This is a genomic window from Streptomyces sp. NBC_00459 (genome assembly GCF_036013955.1).
Taxonomy (GTDB): domain Bacteria; phylum Actinomycetota; class Actinomycetes; order Streptomycetales; family Streptomycetaceae; genus Streptomyces.
Window position 1 is genome coordinate 9,229,788 of sequence record NZ_CP107903.1, and the last position, 16,686, is coordinate 9,246,473.

Below are 16,686 nucleotides of genomic sequence, written 5' to 3' on the forward strand. Positions count from 1 at the left end.
CATTGTCCTGCCTGGCAGGCCCAACGACCCCAACTGCCTGACTCGCCGGCTGTCGTCGTCCGCACTGCCGCTACGAGCGCAAAGCTGAGCGCTTCCTCGCCTTCACGAGCATCGCTCGCACGCTCATCTGTTACCGGTGGCTCGCCAGTTGATGTGGGCCCGCAGCAGATTCACCGCCAGCTAGTGTCCGTACTGGGCGGCCATGTCCAGCGGTGTACAACCGTCTGGATCCGCGAGCTCCGGGTCAGCGCCGAAGGCCAGCAGTACAGCAGTGATGTGAACCGTCAGCGGCTCACCACCCTGCAGGGAGCTGTCGCCCTCGGCATCGATGGCGTGCGTCAGCAGCGTCATGTTGCCGAAGACCTCGTCGGGATCGGCACCGTCGGCCAGTAACCGGGCCAGAGCCTCCGCATTGTCGTGCTCGACCGCATCATGGGCAGGCGTCCAGTAGTCACTCACCAAGGCATTCAACCGTCACCGCACACCGTCTGCCAGCGACTATCTCCACTGTCAATCACCAATTGAGATGACGTCTTACTCGCTGCCCGCTCCGATCGAGGACCCGGACCGGATTCCCCGTCTGGACATAAGACGGCGAGCGCGACCGGGCGGCACCCTCCACGAGTATCAACATGCCGCCTGAGCAGCGTGGAGGAGGTATTCGGCAAGCGCAGCGCTGGACCTCATCTGGCGGCGGCCGGCTGGAGGATCGTCTGCACGAGCACTTTGCTGCAAGAGCCCTGGGTCGTGAGTGGTTCGATTTCCGGGATCCTGCAGATCCCGTCCAGATGATTGCCCAAGCAGCGCATGACGGTCCGCGCTGCGTCCGCGGGCCTGTGTCATTCGTCTCCCACCCCGAGCGGTCGGAATCACCGGGTGGTGTCAGCCCGGTGCCGCGCCGCCTTCGCTCCACCGTATGTTCGATCGCCCGGCTTCGTTCCGGTCAGCTCCTCCGCGCGCCGAGCACGCAGAACTCGTTGCCCTCCGGGTCCTGGAGAGTGGTCCAGGACTGCTCTCCCTGGCCGATGTCCACGTGGCGCGCCCCGAGGGCCAGCAGGCGGTCGACCTCCGCCCGGTGGTCGTCGGGCCGGAAGTCGAGGTGCAGCCTGTTCTTGACGGACTTCGCCTCCGGGACCCGTACGAAGAGCAGCCCCGGCACCTGATCCGGCGTCGGACGGATCTCGTACTCCTCGGGGGAGTCGTCGACGACCGCCCAGCCGAGAGCCTCCGCCCACCAGCGCCCCAGTGCGGCCGGATCAGCCGCGTCCACGATCACTTGTTCCCACTGCAAGGTCATGGGTACACGGTAGTGAACACTGGGCCCGGTATGCATGATCACGACCCGGAGGGAACCGTATGACTCGCCCGATCACGGCAGGGGTGGACGGAACGTCCGAGAGCCACGCGGCGCTGGCCTGGGCGGCCCGCGAGGCGGTACGGCGTGGCCTCGCGCTGCGTGTGGTGCATGCCTGGCAGCTGGTGCCGGACCAGGCGTTCGGGGCCGGGACCCGTGAGACCCACGACCAGTGGGTGCGGGACGGTGTGGACGAGGCCGCGCGGAGCGTCGCCGAACGCCATCCGGAGCTGGACCTGACCGTCGACGTGGTCGAGGGCAACGCGGCGCACGCGCTCGCCGGGGCCGCGGCGCAGGCCGAGATGCTGGTGCTCGGCTCACGTGGGCACGGGGCCGTCGTGGGGTTCCTGCTCGGCTCGGTCGGGCAGCACGTGATCGCCGAGTCCGAGCGGCCCGTCGTCCTCGTCCGCGCGGAGGACCGCGCCTCCGACGAGGCCGCCGGGCGTGAGGTCGTCGTGGGGCAGCAGGGCGACCCGGAGGAGAGCGGGCCGGCCCTGCGGTTCGCGTTCGAGGCCGCGGCGGCTCGTGGCGCGATCGTTCGCGTCGTACGGGCCTGGAGCCTGCCGCCGGTGTTCGCGTACAGCCCGGGTTCGCTGAAGCTCCTCGACGAGGCCGGGGGCATGGAACCGTACGAGAAGAACGCGCTCGCCGCCGCCCTGGAACCGTGGCGTGAGCGCTTCCCCGAGGTGGCGGTCACCCAGCACGTGGAGATGGGCAGCGCGGGGGAGGTGCTGCTCTCCGTGGCCTCCCGGGCGCAGCTCCTGGTCGTCGGGCGGCGCGCCCACCGCTCGGCCGTGGGCGCGCGGATCGGCTCGGTCGCCCACGGCGTACTGCACCACGCGCACTGCCCGGTGGCCGTCGTCCCGCACGAGTGACTCAGACGGGCGGCGCCGCTGTCTCCTCGTCCGTCGGCAGCGGCAGCGCCTGGCGGGCCTTGGGCAGGATGTTGACGATGTAGTCCTTGACCGCCGTGTCCAGGCCGATGTCGTGCTGCGCCCGCTCGGAGAGGAACCAGCGGTGCTCCAGGAGCTGGTGGTAGATCTCGGCGGGATCCACGTTCCCGCGCAGTTCGCGGGGCACCTCCCGCACGGTCGGCCGGAACACCTCCCGCACCCAGCGGTGCGCGAGCACCTCCGGGCTGGCGCCGAGGGGATCGCCCGGCTCGTAGTCGTCCTGGGTGGCCATCCAGCTCTCCAGGTCGCCGAGGAGGCGCCGCGCCTGGTTCTCCTCGGTGTCGAGCCCGGTCAGCCGCAGCAGCTGCCGCTGATGGTGGCCGGCGTCGACGACCTTCGGTACGAAGGTCACCGTGTCGCCGTTCGAGGAGTGCTCGATCTGCATCTCGGCCACGTCGAAACCGAGCTCGTTGAGACGCCGGATGCGGCGCTCGATGTAGTGGTACTTGCCCGCCGGATAGACGGAGGTGCGGGTCAGCTCCTGCCACAGCCGCTGGTAGCGGGCGCAGATCTCCATACCGAACTCGATCGGGTCCACGGAGGGGTGCAGCGCCCCGGACGCCTCCAGGTCCAGCAGCTCCCCGCTGATGTTGACGCGGGCGAGGTCCAGGTCGTACTCGCGCTGGCCGTCGCTGAGCTGCGGATGCAGATCGCCCGTCTCGGCGTCGACCAGGTAGGCGGCGTACGCGCCCGCGTCACGCCGGAAGAGGGTGTTGGACAGGGAGCAGTCGCCCCAGGCGAACCCGGCGAGGTGGAGCCGGACCAGCAGGACGGCCAGCGCGTCCATCAGCCGGTGCATGGTGGCCGGGCGCATCGTGGTCTCGAACATCGAGCGGTACGGCATGGAGCCGCCGAGGTGCCGGGTGATCAGCACCGGCTCCAGGTGGCCGCCCTCCTCGGTGGCGCGGCCGGTGACCACGGCCAGGGGGTCGACGGCCGGGATGCCGAGCCGGTCCAGGTCCCGCAGCAGCTCGTACTCGCGCAGGGCGGGGCGTTCCGCCAGCTCCTTGACGGCGATCACCTCGTCGCCGGCGCGCGCGTAGCGCACGACGTGCCGGGAGATACCGCGCGGCAGCGGCACGAGGTAGCGGTCGGGCCACTCCTCCAGGGGGAGGTGCCACGGCAGTTCGAGCAGGAGTGCCGGGTGCTCGGGATTGGTGGCGCTGATCTGCAATGCCATGGGTCGACCGTTCTCGTTCCGCTGGTGATCGTCACCTCACTGTAGAGCGCCGCCTCAAAGCGCCCGCTCCCGCGCCTGCCGGGCCGCCTCCCGCACGCTGCCGCGGTGCACGGGCCCATGGCCGGGCAGTACGACGTCGGCCGCGAGCTTTTCGAGCAGGTCCAGGGAGGCGACCGCACGCTCGCGCTCGCGGTGGAACATGTCGGGCAGCAGCTGGGGGCCCTTGAGCCGGGAGGTCGGGTGCCCGCTTACCAGGGCGTCGCCGGAGACCACGACTCCGGCGTCCGGGAGGTGGAAGGCGCAGTGCCCGTCGGTGTGCCCGGGGGTGTGGACGGGGACGGGGCCGCCCGGCAGGTCGAGTGCCTCCGGGAACGGCTGCGGCTCGGCGACCGGCACCTGCGCGGTGCCGCCGGAGCGGATCGCGTGCACCGCCCAGGGGAGTACCCCCGGCCGCCACCCGTTCTTCAGCACCTCGCCGACGCTCACCTGATGCAGGAAGTCCCGGCGCGCGTGCGGTACTTCGGCCTCGTGGGTGAACACCGGCGTGCCGTACGTGGAACGCAGGTGCTCGGCCGAGCCGATGTGGTCGTTGTGGGCGTGCGTGACGAGTATCGCCGCGACCGCCTCCGGTGAACTGCCCACCTGCGCGAGCGAGTCGAGGACCAGCTGCCGATCGCCCGGGTATCCGGTGTCGATCAGGGTGGCGGCGCCCCCCTCGGTGAGGATCACCCAGTTGGTGTTGCTTCCGTGTACGAGGTAAATGCCATCGGCGACTTGCTGGACGTCTGCCCGCATGATCTTCCCGTTCTGCAGTTCGCTGCCGGATGACGCACAGCAAATCAGACGGCGGGGGAGTGGATCACGACGGGGCACACAGCCCGGTGCCTCACTGCACGCCGCGCGGCCGGAACTGGACACTGATCCGTGGTCCGGCGGCCCGCGCGCTCTTGGGAACCGCGTGCTCCCAGGTCCGCTGGCAGGAACCGCCCATCACGATCAGGTCCCCGTGCCCCAGCGGACGCCGCACCGTCTCACCACCGCGCACCGGCCGCAGCAGTAGGTCGCGCGGCGCGCCCACGGAGAGGATCGCGACCATGGTGTCCTCGCGCGCGCCGCGCCCGATCCGGTCCCCGTGCCAGGCGACGCTGTCCCGTCCGTCCCGGTAGTAGCAGAGCCCGGCCGTGGTGAACGGCTCCCCGAGCTCGGCCGCGTAGTGGGCGCCGAGCGCGTCCCGCGCCCGGGTCAGCACCGGATGCGGCAGCGTCTCCGCCTCGCCGTAGAAGGCCAGCAGCCGAGGTACGTCCACGACGTGGTCGTACATCTTCCGGCGCTCGGCCCGCCACGGGACCTCGGCCGCCAGCTGTTCGAACAGGGCGTCGGCCCCGTGGAGCCAGCCGGGCAGCTCGTCGATCCAGGCGCCGTGACCCAGCTGTGTGCGGCGTGTTCCGGCCAGTGCGCCGAGCCGGAGTTCGTCGGTCTGGTCGAAGAGGGAACCCTGGAGATGCGCGGTCATAGGGGCAGCGTACTCCTGTATTCGAATAGGTGTTCCTATCTGTTGGGTGGCGAGATCTCATGCCCGCGAACCCTTTGGATACATCGATGCATCGGATACATTCCTGTATCGAACGGAGGGCGACATGGCGGTCGAGGGAACGACGGGGCGCGTGACGAAGCGGCGCGTGCGAACGCGGGCGAATCTGCTGCAGGCCGCGTTCGAGGTGTTCGCCGCGAAGGGGTTCGGGCGGGTCTCCATCGAGGAGGTCTGCGAGGCCGCCGGCTACAGCAGAGGTGCCTTCTACTCGAACTTCGACAGCCTCGACGAGCTGTTCTTCGCCCTCTACGGGGAACGCGCGGGCCTGATCGCCGACCAGGTCGCGGGCGCGCTCGCCCTGGACGGCCCGGATCTCGACGTCCCCGCGGCCGTCGACCGGGTCACCGAGGTCCTGCTGCTCGACCTGGACTGGCTGCTGGTCAAGACCGACTTCCTGGTCCACGCGGCCCGGGACCCCGCAGTCGCCCAGACCCTCCTGGAACACCGCGAGCGGCTGCGACGAGCCGTCGCGGACCGGCTCGCCCGCGCCACCGGACACACCGAACTGCCCGCCGTACTCGGCGACACCGAGGGCGCCGCCCACGCGGTGATCGCCGCGTACGACGGGGTCACGACCCAACTGCTGCTGGACAAGGACGTCGAGCACGCACGCGCGTGGCTCAAGCAGCTGCTCACCGCACTGCTCACCGACGGCAGCGACAACCCGGCCGCGCGCAGCGGCGGATGAGAAAGGGAACGGTCGCCATGGATGCGGACGTCATCGTCGTCGGAGCCGGCCTCGCCGGACTGGTCGCGGCACACGAGCTGACCAGCAAGGGCCGGCGGGTCGCGCTCGTCGACCAGGAGAACGCCGCCAACCTCGGCGGACAGGCCTTCTGGTCGTTCGGCGGGCTGTTCCTCGTCGACTCACCGGAGCAGAGACGCGTAGGCATCAAGGACTCCTTCGACCTCGCCTGGAGCGACTGGCAGGGCAGCGCACAGTTCGACCGGGTCGACGACGAGGACTCCTGGGCGGTGAAATGGGCGCGCGCCTACGTCGAGTTCGCCGCGGGGGAGAAGCGGTCCTGGCTCGCCGGTCACGGCATCTCGTTCCTGCCGACGGTCGGCTGGGCGGAACGCGGTGACCTGCGCGCCCACGGTCACGGCAACTCCGTACCCCGCTTCCACGTGTCGTGGGGCACGGGCACCGGAGTCGTCGAACCCTTCGTGCTCAGCGCCAAGGAGGCGTCCCGCGCCGGACTGCTGACCTTCTACCACCGTCACCAGGTCGACGAACTCGTCGTCACGGAGGGCGCCGTGCGCGGGGTACGCGGCACGGTCCTCGCCGAGGACACCTCGCCGCGCGGAGTGGCGTCCAACCGGGACCGCATCGGCGACTTCGAACTCACCGCCCAGGCCGTGATCGTCACCACCGGTGGCATCGGCGCCAACCACGACATCGTGCGCCGGTACTGGCCCGAGCGGCTCGGCACGGCACCCGCCAACATGGTCACCGGTGTGCCCGCCTACGTCGACGGACGGATGCTCGACATCAGCGCCGAGGCCGGTGTCCGGCTGGTCAACCGCGACCGCATGTGGCACTACACCGAGGGCATCCAGAACTGGAGCCCGATCTGGCCCGGCCACGGCATCCGCATCCTGCCCGGCCCGTCCTCCATGTGGTTCGACGCGCTCGGCCGCCGTCTGCCCGACCCCTGCCTGCCCGGGTACGACACCCTCGGCACCCTCAAGTACCTGCGCACCACCGAGGACATCGCCGAGCACGACCACTCCTGGTTCATCCTCACCCAGCGGATCATCGAGAAGGAGTTCGCCCTGTCGGGCTCCGAGCAGAACCCCGACATCACCGCCAAGAACCGCAAGGCGTTCCTCAAGGAGCGCATCCTCGGCAAGGGCGCCCCCGGCCCGGTGGCCGACTTCGTGAAGCACGGCGCGGACTTCGTGGTCGCCGACACCCTCGACCAACTCATCGGGAAAATGAACGGGTTGACCGACAAACCGCTCCTCGACGTGGCTCAGGTGCGCCGCCAGATCGAGGCCCGTGACCTCCAGATCGCCAACCCGTACAGCAAGGACGCGCAGATCCAGGGCATCCGCAACTCCCGCCGCTACATCGGTGACCGGCTCGGCCGCACCGCCTCCCCGCATCGCATCCTCGACCCCGAGGCCGGTCCGCTCGTCGGCGTCAAACTCCACACCCTCACCCGCAAGACCCTCGGCGGTATCCAGACGGACCTCGACTCACGGGCGCTGGGTGCGACGGGCGAGCCCGTCGAGGGGCTGTACGCGGCCGGAGAGGTCGCCGGCTTCGGCGGCGGTGGCGTGCACGGCTACAACGCGCTGGAGGGCACGTTCCTCGGCGGCTGTCTGTTCTCGGGCCGCGCGGCGGGGAGAGCGGCGGCACGGGCGACGGCCTAGGGTTCCCCGTCGCCGGAAGTCAGTAGTCCGGCGAGCACCGAGGCGTGGCTCCGCTCGGGGGCCTTGGCGGCGGTAACAAGCGTCGCCGGGCCCCTGGCCGCCAGTTCATGGAGTGCGTGCAGGGGTTCGGCCGCCTCTGGCGCGGCCAGCTCCGCCTCGTACCGGCGCCGGAACTCCTCGTAGGCGTCGGCCGCGTCCTCCTGGGAGTGGTACCAGCGGCGCAGTTCGGTCGACGGGGTCAGCGCCTTCGGCCACTCGTGGATCTGCGCCGCGTCCTTGGACAGGCCGCGCGGCCAGAGCCGGTCGACCAGTACGCGTACGCCGTCGTCCGGCGCGGGCGGTTCGTAGACACGGCGGACGCGGACGGTCACGAGGGGCCTCCGGCGGGGTGGAATGCGGGTGCGGTGACCGAAAGAATGATGCGTTCGTCCGCCGGGGCCCGCAACTTGACCGGAAGGAGGAAGAAATCGTGCGGTGGCGCCTTTAGGGTGAAAACCCTGAAGATGATCACACCTCGTATCGTAGGAGTTCGCGTGAGACCCCCCAGGAAGTACGCAGGCACACGCACCGCGGTCCTCCGTCGTGACGCCGTCGTCGCGACCGTGCCCGTCGCTCTCGCCGCCCTGCTGGCCGCCGCCGCACCCGCGGGCGCCGCGACGACAGGCACCTCCGGTGTCGGAGACCCGTACTTCCCGTTGTCCGGAAACGGTGGGTATCACGTCGCTCACTACGACCTGAACCTCCGCTACGACCCCGTCAGCCGCCGCCTCGACGGCAAGGCCGTGCTCACCGTCCGCGCCACCCAGAAGCTGACCCGCTTCAACCTCGACCTCAGCGGTCTGAAGGTCACCGCCCTCACCGTCGACCGTGTGAAGGCGGGTTTCCGGCGCTCCGGCCAGGAACTGATCGTCAGTCCCCGCCACGCACTGAACAAGAACCAGACGTTCCAGGTCGCCGTGACCTACAGCGGTGTCCCCAAGGCGGTCATAGACCCGGACGGCTCGAAGGACGGCTGGATCGCCACCGACGACGGCGTGTTCGTCGCCGGTGAGCCACAGGGCTCCATGAGCTGGTTCCCCGGCAACAACCACCCCAAGGACAAGGCCTCGTACGACTTCACGATCACCGTCCCGCAGGGGCGCACCGCGGTCGCCAACGGCGTCCTCCTGAGCCAGAAGACAGCGGGCGGCAAGTCCACCTTCCGCTGGCACCAGTCCGAGCCGATGGCCGCCTACCTGGCCACGGCCACGGTCGGGAGGTTCAAGGTCGAGCAGTACACCACCCGCGGCGGCATCAAGGTCTACAACGCCGTCGATCCCCGCGAGGCCTCCGCCGCGGCGCCCGTGCTGAAGAAGCTGCCGTCCGTCCTGGACTGGGAGGCCAAGCTCTTCGGCCCCTACCCGTACAAGGCCGCCGGAGCCATCGTCGACCGCGCCCCGCAGGTCGGCTTCGCGCTGGAGACACAGACCCGTCCCGTGTACGACCAGGCACCCAGCCTGAGCACCCTGGTCCACGAGAGCGCCCACCAGTGGTTCGGCGACTCCGTCGCCCTCACCACCTGGAAGGACATCTGGCTCAACGAGGGCTTCGCGACCTACACGGAGTGGTTGTACGCGGAACAGCACGGCGGCCCGAGCGCCCAGAAGACCTTCGACGACCTGTACGCCACCGCCGAGGACGACGACCTGTGGTCGTTCCCGCCCGCCGACCCGGGCAGCGGCGCGAACATCTTCGGCAGGCCCGTCTACGACCGCGGCGCCATGGCCCTGCACAAGCTCCGCAAGGCGGTCGGTGACCCCGCCTTCTTCAAGATCCTGCGCACCTGGGCCACCGACCACCGGGGCGGGCACGGTACGACCGCCCAGTTCACCGCCCTCGCCGAGCGGGTCTCCGGCAAGGACCTGGACCAGCTGTTCCTGACCTGGATCGGCACGAAGGGCAAGCCGTCCGCGCCGTAGAGCCGCAGAAACCCCCGTCTCCCCGGGCTGCGGCCCGGGGAGAGCGGCTCACTGCTCGCGCATGCCCCACGGCGAGCCGTACGCGGTCAGCAGGTCGAGGAAGGGACGGGCCGGGAAGGCCTCAGGGCCCAGGACGCCCGAGCCGGACCAGGCGCCGGTGGCGACTAGTTCCAGGGCGACGACCGGATTGACGGCCGTCTGCCACACCACCGCCTGGGAGCCGTACTCGGCCATGGACCACTGGTTGTCGACCACGTGGTACAGGTACACCTCGCGCGGCGCGCCGTCCTTCGTGCCCCTGACCCACGTACCCGCGCACGTCTTGCCGTGCATGCGCTCGCCCAGCGTCGCCGGGTCGGGCAGACACGCGGCGACGACGTCCCGGGGCGACACGGAGACCGGACCGGAGGCGCTCGGGACGGTCACGGGGTCGGTGCGGTCGAGGCCCAGCAGGTGCAGCGTCTTCAGGGTCTGGATGAACTCGTCGCCCAGGCCGTACTTGAAGGTGACCCGGCGCGCGTCGATCCAGCGCGGCACGAGCAGCACCTCCTCATGCTCGACGTTCACGCACTCCACCGGGCCGATGCCCTCGGGGAAGTCGAACACCTCCGGCTCGCTGAAGGGTTCCGTGGTGAACCAGCCCCGGCCCGACTCGTAGACGACCGGCGGGTTGAGGCACTCCTCGATCGTCGTCCAGATGCTGAAGGACGGCGCGAAGTCATAACCGTCGACGGTGAGGTTCGCGCCGTCGCGGATGCCGATCTCCTCGATCTCGTCGAAGAGTTCGTCGGCCGCGTGCCGGGCGAACACATCGGACATGCCCGGCTCCACACCCATGCCGACGAGGGCCAGCGCACCCGCCTTCGCCCACTCGTCCGCCGCCTCGAACTGGGCGTCGCCGAGCTTGACCCCGCACTCCTCGTACGGCCGCTCGGCATGCGGGCGGGACAGGGACATCGCCATGTCGACATAGGTGACCCCGGCGGCCCGGGCAGCGCGGAACAGTGGCATCACGAAGCGCGGGTCGGTCGCGTTGAGCAGCACGTCGCATCCGTGCCGGGCCAGCAGCTCCGCCACCGCCGCCTCGTCGGACGCGTCGACCCGCTCCGCCACGAACCGTTCCCCGGCATCGAGTGCCGCTACCGCGGCCTCGGCCCGCGCCGGGTCGTAGTCGGCCACGACCATCAGGTCGAAGAAGGAGCGCCGGGCGGCGATCCGGGTGATCGCGGTCCCCACACCGCCGGCTCCCACGAGCAGCACACGCATGGCAGAACTCCCTTTTTGTAAAGGTTCCGACGCTGTTGTCCGTCGATCCAACGCCTCGTCGCCATCTAAGGTCAATGGCGTTGGCATAAGAGCGAGAGGAGTGGCCGTGCCCAAGCAGGTCGTGCCGGAGGAGAAGCGGCGGCGCCGCCGTCCCACCAGGAGCGGCACCGTGCTGTCCGAACAACTGATCGTCGACACCGCCCTGCGCATGCTCCGCGAACACGGCAGCACCGGCCTCACCGCCCGCCGCCTCGGCCTGGCCCTGGACGCCGACCCCAGCACCCTCTACCGCTACTTCCGCGGCATGGACGACCTGACCCTCGCCATCGGCGACGCGCTCATCGGCCAGGCGCTGCAAGGCTGGCGGCCCACGGGGGAGTGGGCGGCGGACCTGCGCGCCGTCGGGCTGCGCATCCACGCCGTGTACGTCGCCCATCCGCAGGCCGCCGTCCTGACCGCCAGCCGGGTCACGGGCCGTGCCAACGAACTGGCCGCCGACGAGGCCATCCTCGACGTCCTGCGCACGGCCGGCTTCCCGCTGCCGGAGACGGTACGGATCTACCACGCCTTCATCGACCAGACGCTGGCCTTCGCCGCGCTCGACGCCGCCTCCCTGGCCCTGCCGCGCGCCAGCCTCACCGCCGACGAGGACATGTGGCGTTCGACCTACGCCCGCCTGCCGCGCAGCACCCACCCCCGGATCGCCGAGGCGGCCCCGCTGCTCGCCTCCCGCATGGTCGCCAGCGCCTATCCGACGGCCCTGGACATGCTGCTGGACAGCGCGGCCCGGACGCTCGCCGGAAATGGCCCCGGCAGTGCCGGCGGCTCCTGTGATATTGAAAGCTGAGCCGATTGGATGTAACCAGCAACCAGGACACCCGTGGACCCCAGCAACAGCAGCACCGGCAACGACTCGGATCCGCGGCCGACCGCGCCCCCGGACGAGCCCCGCCCGCCCGGACGCCGTTGGACCATGGACACCCGGCCCCTGCGCCGCCCCGCGTACCGCCGTCTGTGGTCCTCGACCGCCGTCACCGCCGTCGGCAGCCAGCTCACCGCCGTCGCCGTGCCCAAGCAGATCTACGACATCACCGGCTCCTCCGCCTGGGTCGGCTACGCGAGTCTTGCCGGACTCCTGCCCCTCGTCGTGTTCGCCCTGTGGGGCGGCGCGATCGCCGACAGCATGGACCGCCGCAAGCTCCTGCTGATCACCAACACCGGCATCGCCGTCACCTCGCTGCTGTTCTGGATCCAGGCCCTCGTCGGCCTCGACTCCGTGGTGACCCTGATGGTCCTGCTCGCCCTCCAGCAGGCGTTCTTCGGCCTGAACTCACCGGCCCGCAGCGCGGTCGTCGCCCAGCTGGTCCCCGAGGAGGAACTCGCCGCCGCCAACGCTCTGGGAATGACGGTCCTGTACACCGGCCTGGTCGCGGGACCGCTGCTCGCCGGCACCCTCATACCCGTCATCGGCCTCGCCGAGCTGTATCTGATCGACGCGCTCGCCCTGTGCGTCACCCTGTGGTCCGTCGTACGGCTGCCCCCGCTCCCGCCCGGGCCGGCGGCCTCCCGGAAGGCGGGCGCACGCGAGATCGTGGCCGGATTCCGCTACATCACCCTGCACAAGGTGCTTCTGCTCTCCTTCCTCGCGGACATCGTCGCCATGGTCTTCGGCATGCCCCGCGCCCTGTTCCCGCAACTGGCGGCCCAGACGTACGCCTCGTACGGGGAGGGGCGTGCCCTCGGTCTGCTGTTCGCGGCGATCCCCGTGGGCGCGGTGCTCGGCGGCCTGTTCTCCGGCACGTTCTCGCGGGCGCGCCGGCACGGCTGGATGGTGATCGGCGCGGTCGTCGCGTGGGGGCTGGCGATCACGGGCTTCGGGCTGAGCACCAGCCTGTGGGTGGCGGTGGCGTTCCTGGTCGTCGCCGGCCTCGCTGACATGGTCTCCGGTGTCTTCCGGGTGGCGATCCTGATGTCGGCGGCGACCGACGAGATGCGCGGCCGGATGCAGGGCGTCTTCACGGTGGTCGTCGTGGGCGGTCCCCGCCTGGCCGACCTGCTGCACGGCACCACGGCGTCCGCCCTGGGCCCCCGCACGGCCGTCGCCGGCGGCGGACTCCTGGTCGTCGCCGTCACCCTGGCCCTGACGGCCGCGATGCCTGCGCTGCGCCGCTACCGCGTCCGATGACCGGCGCCCCTTACCCGGGCCCCCGCTTGTACAGGGAGTAGTCCTCCATCAGCCTGCCCCGGGTCAGCTCCAGCCGATGGGCGAGGATCTCGGCGATGATCCGCACCAGCTGCAGCCCGAGGGCCGGTTCCTCCTCGCAGAGCTGGAGCACCGCTGCGGCGTCGAACTCGTAGGCGCGTACCGGGCTGAAGGCCTCCGCGCCGAAGTCCCACCGGTGGGGCGGGAAGAGCCAGGACCAGCCGAGCAGGTCACCCGCGCCGAGGCTGGCCACGGTCACCCGCTGTACCGGCGTCACCTGCTGGACCAGGGAGACCGCACCGGAACGGATCACCCAGAATCGGTCGGCGGTGTCGCCCGCCTCGAAGATTCTGAAGTCCTCGGGAAAGGACACCTCCGTCGCGAGCGCCAGCAGACGCTCACGGCGGGGCGGGGGAAGGGCGGTCAGCAGCTTCGTGGCTTTGGTCATGAGCGGGGCTCCTCGCCGGCTATCCGGAGGGAAGGCGTCGGCCGTGGCAGCGCACCACCCGGCTCAGCCGGCTTCCCCTCCATCCATTTCAGCCGTTGCGGACGCGCCGGGCACCTCGGAGGGAGGCATGAATCCGTTTTTTGACAAAAGAAGGCCCTGGCTGGACGGGGGAGACCAGCCAGGGCCGTAAGTGGTGGCACGCGGAGGGCGGTCGCCTCGCGGCGAAAGGCTCCATGGGGCTTCAGCCGAACGATCTTCCCCATGGGCTATGGGTGAGGCCCGGGGACACTGTCCCCTCCGCAGCCACGTACAGAAGAACGGCCGGCCCCTCCGGGTTGTTCCGCATCGACTCCCCCGTCGGGAGTGATCCACGTCACGTCAGGTTTCGGGTGGCTCAGCTCTCGGACACCTGGGCCATGAGCGTCTGCAGATGAAGTCCCCGACGTGCGTCGAGCTCGCCGGCGACGCCGGATCGTACGGCGGTCGCGAACTCGCGGCGCAGCACCGGCCAGCTCTCCTCGTAGTCGAGTTCGGAACTGTCGAACACCAACTCCGGGCCCGAACCGAAGAGTTCGACACGGGCGACACCTTGCGCCACGTTCACCGAACCGGACAACGAGGCCTGACTGACCGCGCCGTTCTCGTGCTCACAGGTGAGCTCGATCCAGCGGCACGGATCCCCGGTCCCGCGCACCCGTGCGATGCGCCCCACGGACGCGTCGAGCAGGTCGAGGACATGCGGCCCCAGATCCAGCAGCGCACCGTGTTCGAGCCGCCAGGGAGTCGTGAACGCGCCGCCCAGGAAGGCATCGCTCAGAAAGCACGCCCGCGCGCCGAACACGTCCGCCTCGCTCGCCGCCTCCAGGAACCGGCGGGTGGCGGGGTGGTAGCGGTTGGTCAGGCTGACCTGGGAGACGACCCCGGCCTCGTCGATCGCGTCCACCAGCCGCCGGGCCGCCCCGAGATCCTCGGCGATCGGCTTCTCCAGCAGCAGCGCCTTTCCCGCCTTCGCGGCGCGCAGGGCGAGCTCGGCCTGAACGGCGGGCGGTACGGCGAACGCCACCGCCTCGCAGGAGTCGAGGAGTTCCTCGAACCGGGCGGCGACCGGGGCCCCGTACGGTGCCGCCGTCTCCTGGGCCGCCTCGGGACGGCGCGCCCAGACCCCGGCGAGCTCGGTCTCCGGTCCGGCGGCCAGCACGCGCGCGTGCACCCCTCGTGCCCAGGGTCCGGCCCCGACGAGCCCGACCTTGACGGGCGTGTGCGACCACGGTGCGGCGGTACTGGTCACGGCAGGGTCCAATCCGTACGGGAGGCCGATACGGAGATCACTCTGCGGGCCCGTCCGCCGCACCGTCAACCAGGGTCGGCGCCGCGTACACAGCGTGTGCGCGACGTGTGCTCAGCGGAACACGTTGTCCGAGTCGTCCCAGTGCGCGAGTTCCTCCACAGCCGCGTTCGGCCGGGGGGAGCGCGTCCTCGCCTGGTACATCGCGTCGATCTCGAAGGCGTAGTGCCGCACGATCGCGTCCCGGCGCAGCTTCATCGAGGGGGTCAGCAGACCGTTGCTGAGAGCGAAGGGTTCCGCGAGAACCCTGAACACCCGGATCGACTCGGATCGCGACACCGCGCTGTTGGCCGCGGCGACCGCCCGTCCGATCTCCTCCCGCAGGGCGTTCTCCTCGCGCGCCTGACGGTGCGGAGTGTCCTCCTGAAGGGCCAGTGAGGCACGCCAGTGGGCCAGGAACTCCGGGTCGAGTGTGATCAGGGCGCCCACGCACGGCCGGTTGTCGCCCACGATCACCGCCTGGTGCACCAGCGGATGCATACGCAGCCGCTGCTCCAGGGCGGCCGGAGCGACACTCTTGCCGCTGCTGGTGATGATGATGTCCTTCTTGCGCCCGGTGATCGTGAGATACCCCTCTGTGTCCAGCCGCCCGATGTCCCCGGTGGCCAGCCAGCCGCCCCGGAGCGCTTCCCGGGTTCCGGCGTCGTCGTTGACGTATCCCTGGAAGACGGAGGTGCCGTACACCAGGATCTCGCCGTCCTCGGCGACCCGGATCTCCGTGCCGGGCAGCGGCTGCCCGACCGTCCCGAACTTCTCCCGGCCCACCGGCTGTGCGGTGACGCCGCCGCTGGTCTCGGTGAGGCCGTAGCCGTCGTGGACGAGGATGCCGATACCCGAGTAGAACAGGGCGAGTTCGCGGTTGAGGGGCGAGCCGCCCGACACCGCCCCGCACACCCGGCCGCCGAGTGCGGCACGGAGTTTGCGGTACACCGTCCGTTCGTAGAGGGCGTGTTGGAGCCGCAGGTCGAAACCGGGTCCGGAGCCCGTGCCGAGCCGCTGGCGTTCGACGGCCGTCGCGAAGTCCCGCGCGGTCTCGACGGCCCGCTCGAACAGGGCACCCCGGCCCGCTTTCTGGGCGGCGCGCAGGAAGTTCTTGTAGATCTTCTCGAACACCGACGGCACCGCGTACAGATACGTCGGCCGGAAGGAGAGCAGTGCCGCCGCCAACGCCTCCCCGCCCAGGTCGGGTTCGTGGCCCATCAGCAGGCCGCCGCGCAGGCACAGGTTCTGGATCATCAGGCCGTACACGTGCGAGAAGGGCAGGAAGGCGAGGACCCTGGGCTGTACGCCGGGCGGTGCCGCCGTGTGTCTCCAGCCCGCGAGCAGGGTGTCGGACGGGCTGGCCAGGCTGCGGTGGCTCAGGGCACAGCCACGGGGATGCCCGGTCGTGCCGGACGTGTAGGCGATCACCGCGGCCGAGTCCGGCAGCACGATCCGGCGCATCGAGTTGACCGTGGTCGTCGCCACCGGCTGCCCCAGCTCGACGAGTTGGGACAGGGCTCCGTCGTCCAGCTGCCACACGTTGCGCAGCAGGGGCAGCGAGGTGCACACCGAACCGACGGTCATGAGGCCCTGTTCGTCCTCGACGACGACGGCGCTGCACTGCGAGTCCGCGAGGATCCATGCGACCTGGTCGCGCGAGGAGGTCGGGTAGATCGGTACGACCTCGGCGCCGACCGCCCAGAGCGCGTAGCAGAGCACCGTCCACTCGTAGCGGGTGCGGGCCATGATGGCCACCCGCTGGCCCGGTGAGATGCCGGACGCGATGAACCCCTTGGCCAGATCGACGACCTCGTCCCGGAGTTCGGCGGCCGTCACCTGTGTCCAGACCTGTTTGGCCGGGTCGAGGCGGCGCGCGAGCTGGGGCAGGTTCGGTTCACGGAGCGCAGTGTCGAAGACACTGTCGGCGAGTCCGCCCGTCAGCGGTGGAGTGGTGGGGGGAGCGAGGGCGAAGTCGCGCATGCGCTGCTCCTGGATCGTACTGACTGTGACCGCGCCGACGAGTGGAG

At 70.4% G+C, this 16,686-nt stretch carries 16 protein-coding genes; 6 read left to right on the forward strand and 10 right to left on the reverse strand.

Translation table 11 applies throughout. The annotated features are described in order from the left end of the window. Positions 1-180: 180 nt before the first annotated feature. Entirely contained in the window at positions 181-459 is a 279-nt protein-coding gene (locus OHN74_RS40510; RefSeq protein ID WP_327699551.1) for an ankyrin repeat domain-containing protein, read from the reverse strand. A gap of 484 nt (positions 460-943) precedes the next feature. Beyond that, positions 944-1,297 carry a VOC family protein gene (locus OHN74_RS40515; protein WP_327699552.1) on the reverse strand — a complete coding sequence of 118 codons (354 nt, stop codon included), beginning with the start codon at positions 1,295-1,297 and terminating at the stop codon, positions 944-946. A gap of 59 nt (positions 1,298-1,356) precedes the next feature. Here OHN74_RS40515 and OHN74_RS40520 point away from each other — a divergent pair, with 59 nt between their 5' ends. After that, positions 1,357-2,229: a universal stress protein gene (locus tag OHN74_RS40520; protein WP_327699553.1), complete on the forward strand. Its 873-nt coding sequence runs from the start codon at positions 1,357-1,359 to the stop codon at positions 2,227-2,229. 1 nt (position 2,230) lies between these two features. Here OHN74_RS40520 and OHN74_RS40525 read toward each other — a convergent pair whose 3' ends face one another. From OHN74_RS40525 to OHN74_RS40535, 3 genes are all read right to left on the reverse strand, one after another. Further along, complete coding sequence (locus tag OHN74_RS40525) at positions 2,231-3,487, reverse strand: DUF4032 domain-containing protein (protein ID WP_327699554.1); 1,257 nt, start codon at positions 3,485-3,487, stop codon at positions 2,231-2,233. A 54-nt stretch (positions 3,488-3,541) separates the two neighbouring features. Beyond that, positions 3,542-4,282, reverse strand: coding sequence for an MBL fold metallo-hydrolase (locus OHN74_RS40530; RefSeq protein WP_327699555.1), 741 nt, complete (start codon positions 4,280-4,282; stop codon positions 3,542-3,544). 91 nt (positions 4,283-4,373) lie between these two features. After that, a complete protein-coding gene (locus tag OHN74_RS40535; RefSeq protein WP_327699556.1) occupies positions 4,374-5,000 on the reverse strand; it encodes an alpha-ketoglutarate-dependent dioxygenase AlkB in 627 nt (208 codons plus the stop codon). Positions 5,001-5,124: 124 nt separating this feature from the next. Between OHN74_RS40535 and OHN74_RS40540 the strand changes: the two genes are divergently transcribed. Together OHN74_RS40540 and OHN74_RS40545 are read left to right on the forward strand one after the other, a co-directional pair. Continuing rightward, the gene (locus OHN74_RS40540; RefSeq protein ID WP_327699557.1) at positions 5,125-5,766 is read left to right on the forward strand and encodes a TetR/AcrR family transcriptional regulator; all 642 of its coding nucleotides are present in this window, start codon (positions 5,125-5,127) and stop codon (positions 5,764-5,766) included. Between the two features lie 17 nt (positions 5,767-5,783). After that, positions 5,784-7,457 carry an FAD-binding dehydrogenase gene (locus OHN74_RS40545; RefSeq protein WP_327699558.1) on the forward strand — a complete coding sequence of 558 codons (1,674 nt, stop codon included), beginning with the start codon at positions 5,784-5,786 and terminating at the stop codon, positions 7,455-7,457. Here OHN74_RS40545 and OHN74_RS40550 read toward each other — a convergent pair. Continuing rightward, complete coding sequence (locus OHN74_RS40550; protein ID WP_327699559.1) at positions 7,454-7,828, reverse strand: DUF488 domain-containing protein; 375 nt, start codon at positions 7,826-7,828, stop codon at positions 7,454-7,456. The genes OHN74_RS40545 and OHN74_RS40550 overlap by 4 nt on opposite strands. A 132-nt stretch (positions 7,829-7,960) precedes the next feature. Here OHN74_RS40550 and OHN74_RS40555 point away from each other — a divergent pair, with 132 nt between their 5' ends. Continuing rightward, positions 7,961-9,415: a M1 family metallopeptidase gene (locus OHN74_RS40555; RefSeq protein ID WP_443060518.1), complete on the forward strand. Its 1,455-nt coding sequence runs from the start codon at positions 7,961-7,963 to the stop codon at positions 9,413-9,415. 48 nt (positions 9,416-9,463) lie between these two features. Here the strand turns inward: OHN74_RS40555 and OHN74_RS40560 are convergent, their stop codons facing one another. After that, positions 9,464-10,681: a saccharopine dehydrogenase family protein gene (locus tag OHN74_RS40560; RefSeq protein WP_327699561.1), complete on the reverse strand. Its 1,218-nt coding sequence runs from the start codon at positions 10,679-10,681 to the stop codon at positions 9,464-9,466. Positions 10,682-10,787: 106 nt separating this feature from the next. Between OHN74_RS40560 and OHN74_RS40565 the strand changes: the two genes are divergently transcribed. Then, positions 10,788-11,528 carry a TetR/AcrR family transcriptional regulator gene (locus OHN74_RS40565; RefSeq protein ID WP_327699562.1) on the forward strand — a complete coding sequence of 247 codons (741 nt, stop codon included), beginning with the start codon at positions 10,788-10,790 and terminating at the stop codon, positions 11,526-11,528. 33 nt (positions 11,529-11,561) lie between these two features. Continuing rightward, on the forward strand, positions 11,562-12,866 hold the full coding sequence (locus tag OHN74_RS40570) for an MFS transporter (protein ID WP_327699563.1): 1,305 nt from the start codon (positions 11,562-11,564) through the stop codon (positions 12,864-12,866). A 10-nt stretch (positions 12,867-12,876) separates the two neighbouring features. On the opposite strand, the gene OHN74_RS40575 is transcribed toward OHN74_RS40570, so the two are convergent. The 3 genes from OHN74_RS40575 to OHN74_RS40585 form a co-directional block, all read right to left on the reverse strand. Then, positions 12,877-13,332, reverse strand: a complete 456-nt coding sequence (locus OHN74_RS40575) for a Crp/Fnr family transcriptional regulator (protein WP_327699564.1) — start codon at positions 13,330-13,332, stop codon at positions 12,877-12,879. 394 nt (positions 13,333-13,726) lie between these two features. Continuing rightward, positions 13,727-14,620, reverse strand: a complete 894-nt coding sequence (locus tag OHN74_RS40580) for a Gfo/Idh/MocA family protein (RefSeq protein ID WP_327699565.1) — start codon at positions 14,618-14,620, stop codon at positions 13,727-13,729. A gap of 111 nt (positions 14,621-14,731) precedes the next feature. Then, entirely contained in the window at positions 14,732-16,639 is a 1,908-nt protein-coding gene (locus OHN74_RS40585) for an AMP-dependent synthetase/ligase (RefSeq protein ID WP_327699566.1), read from the reverse strand. Positions 16,640-16,686 lie beyond the last annotated feature (47 nt).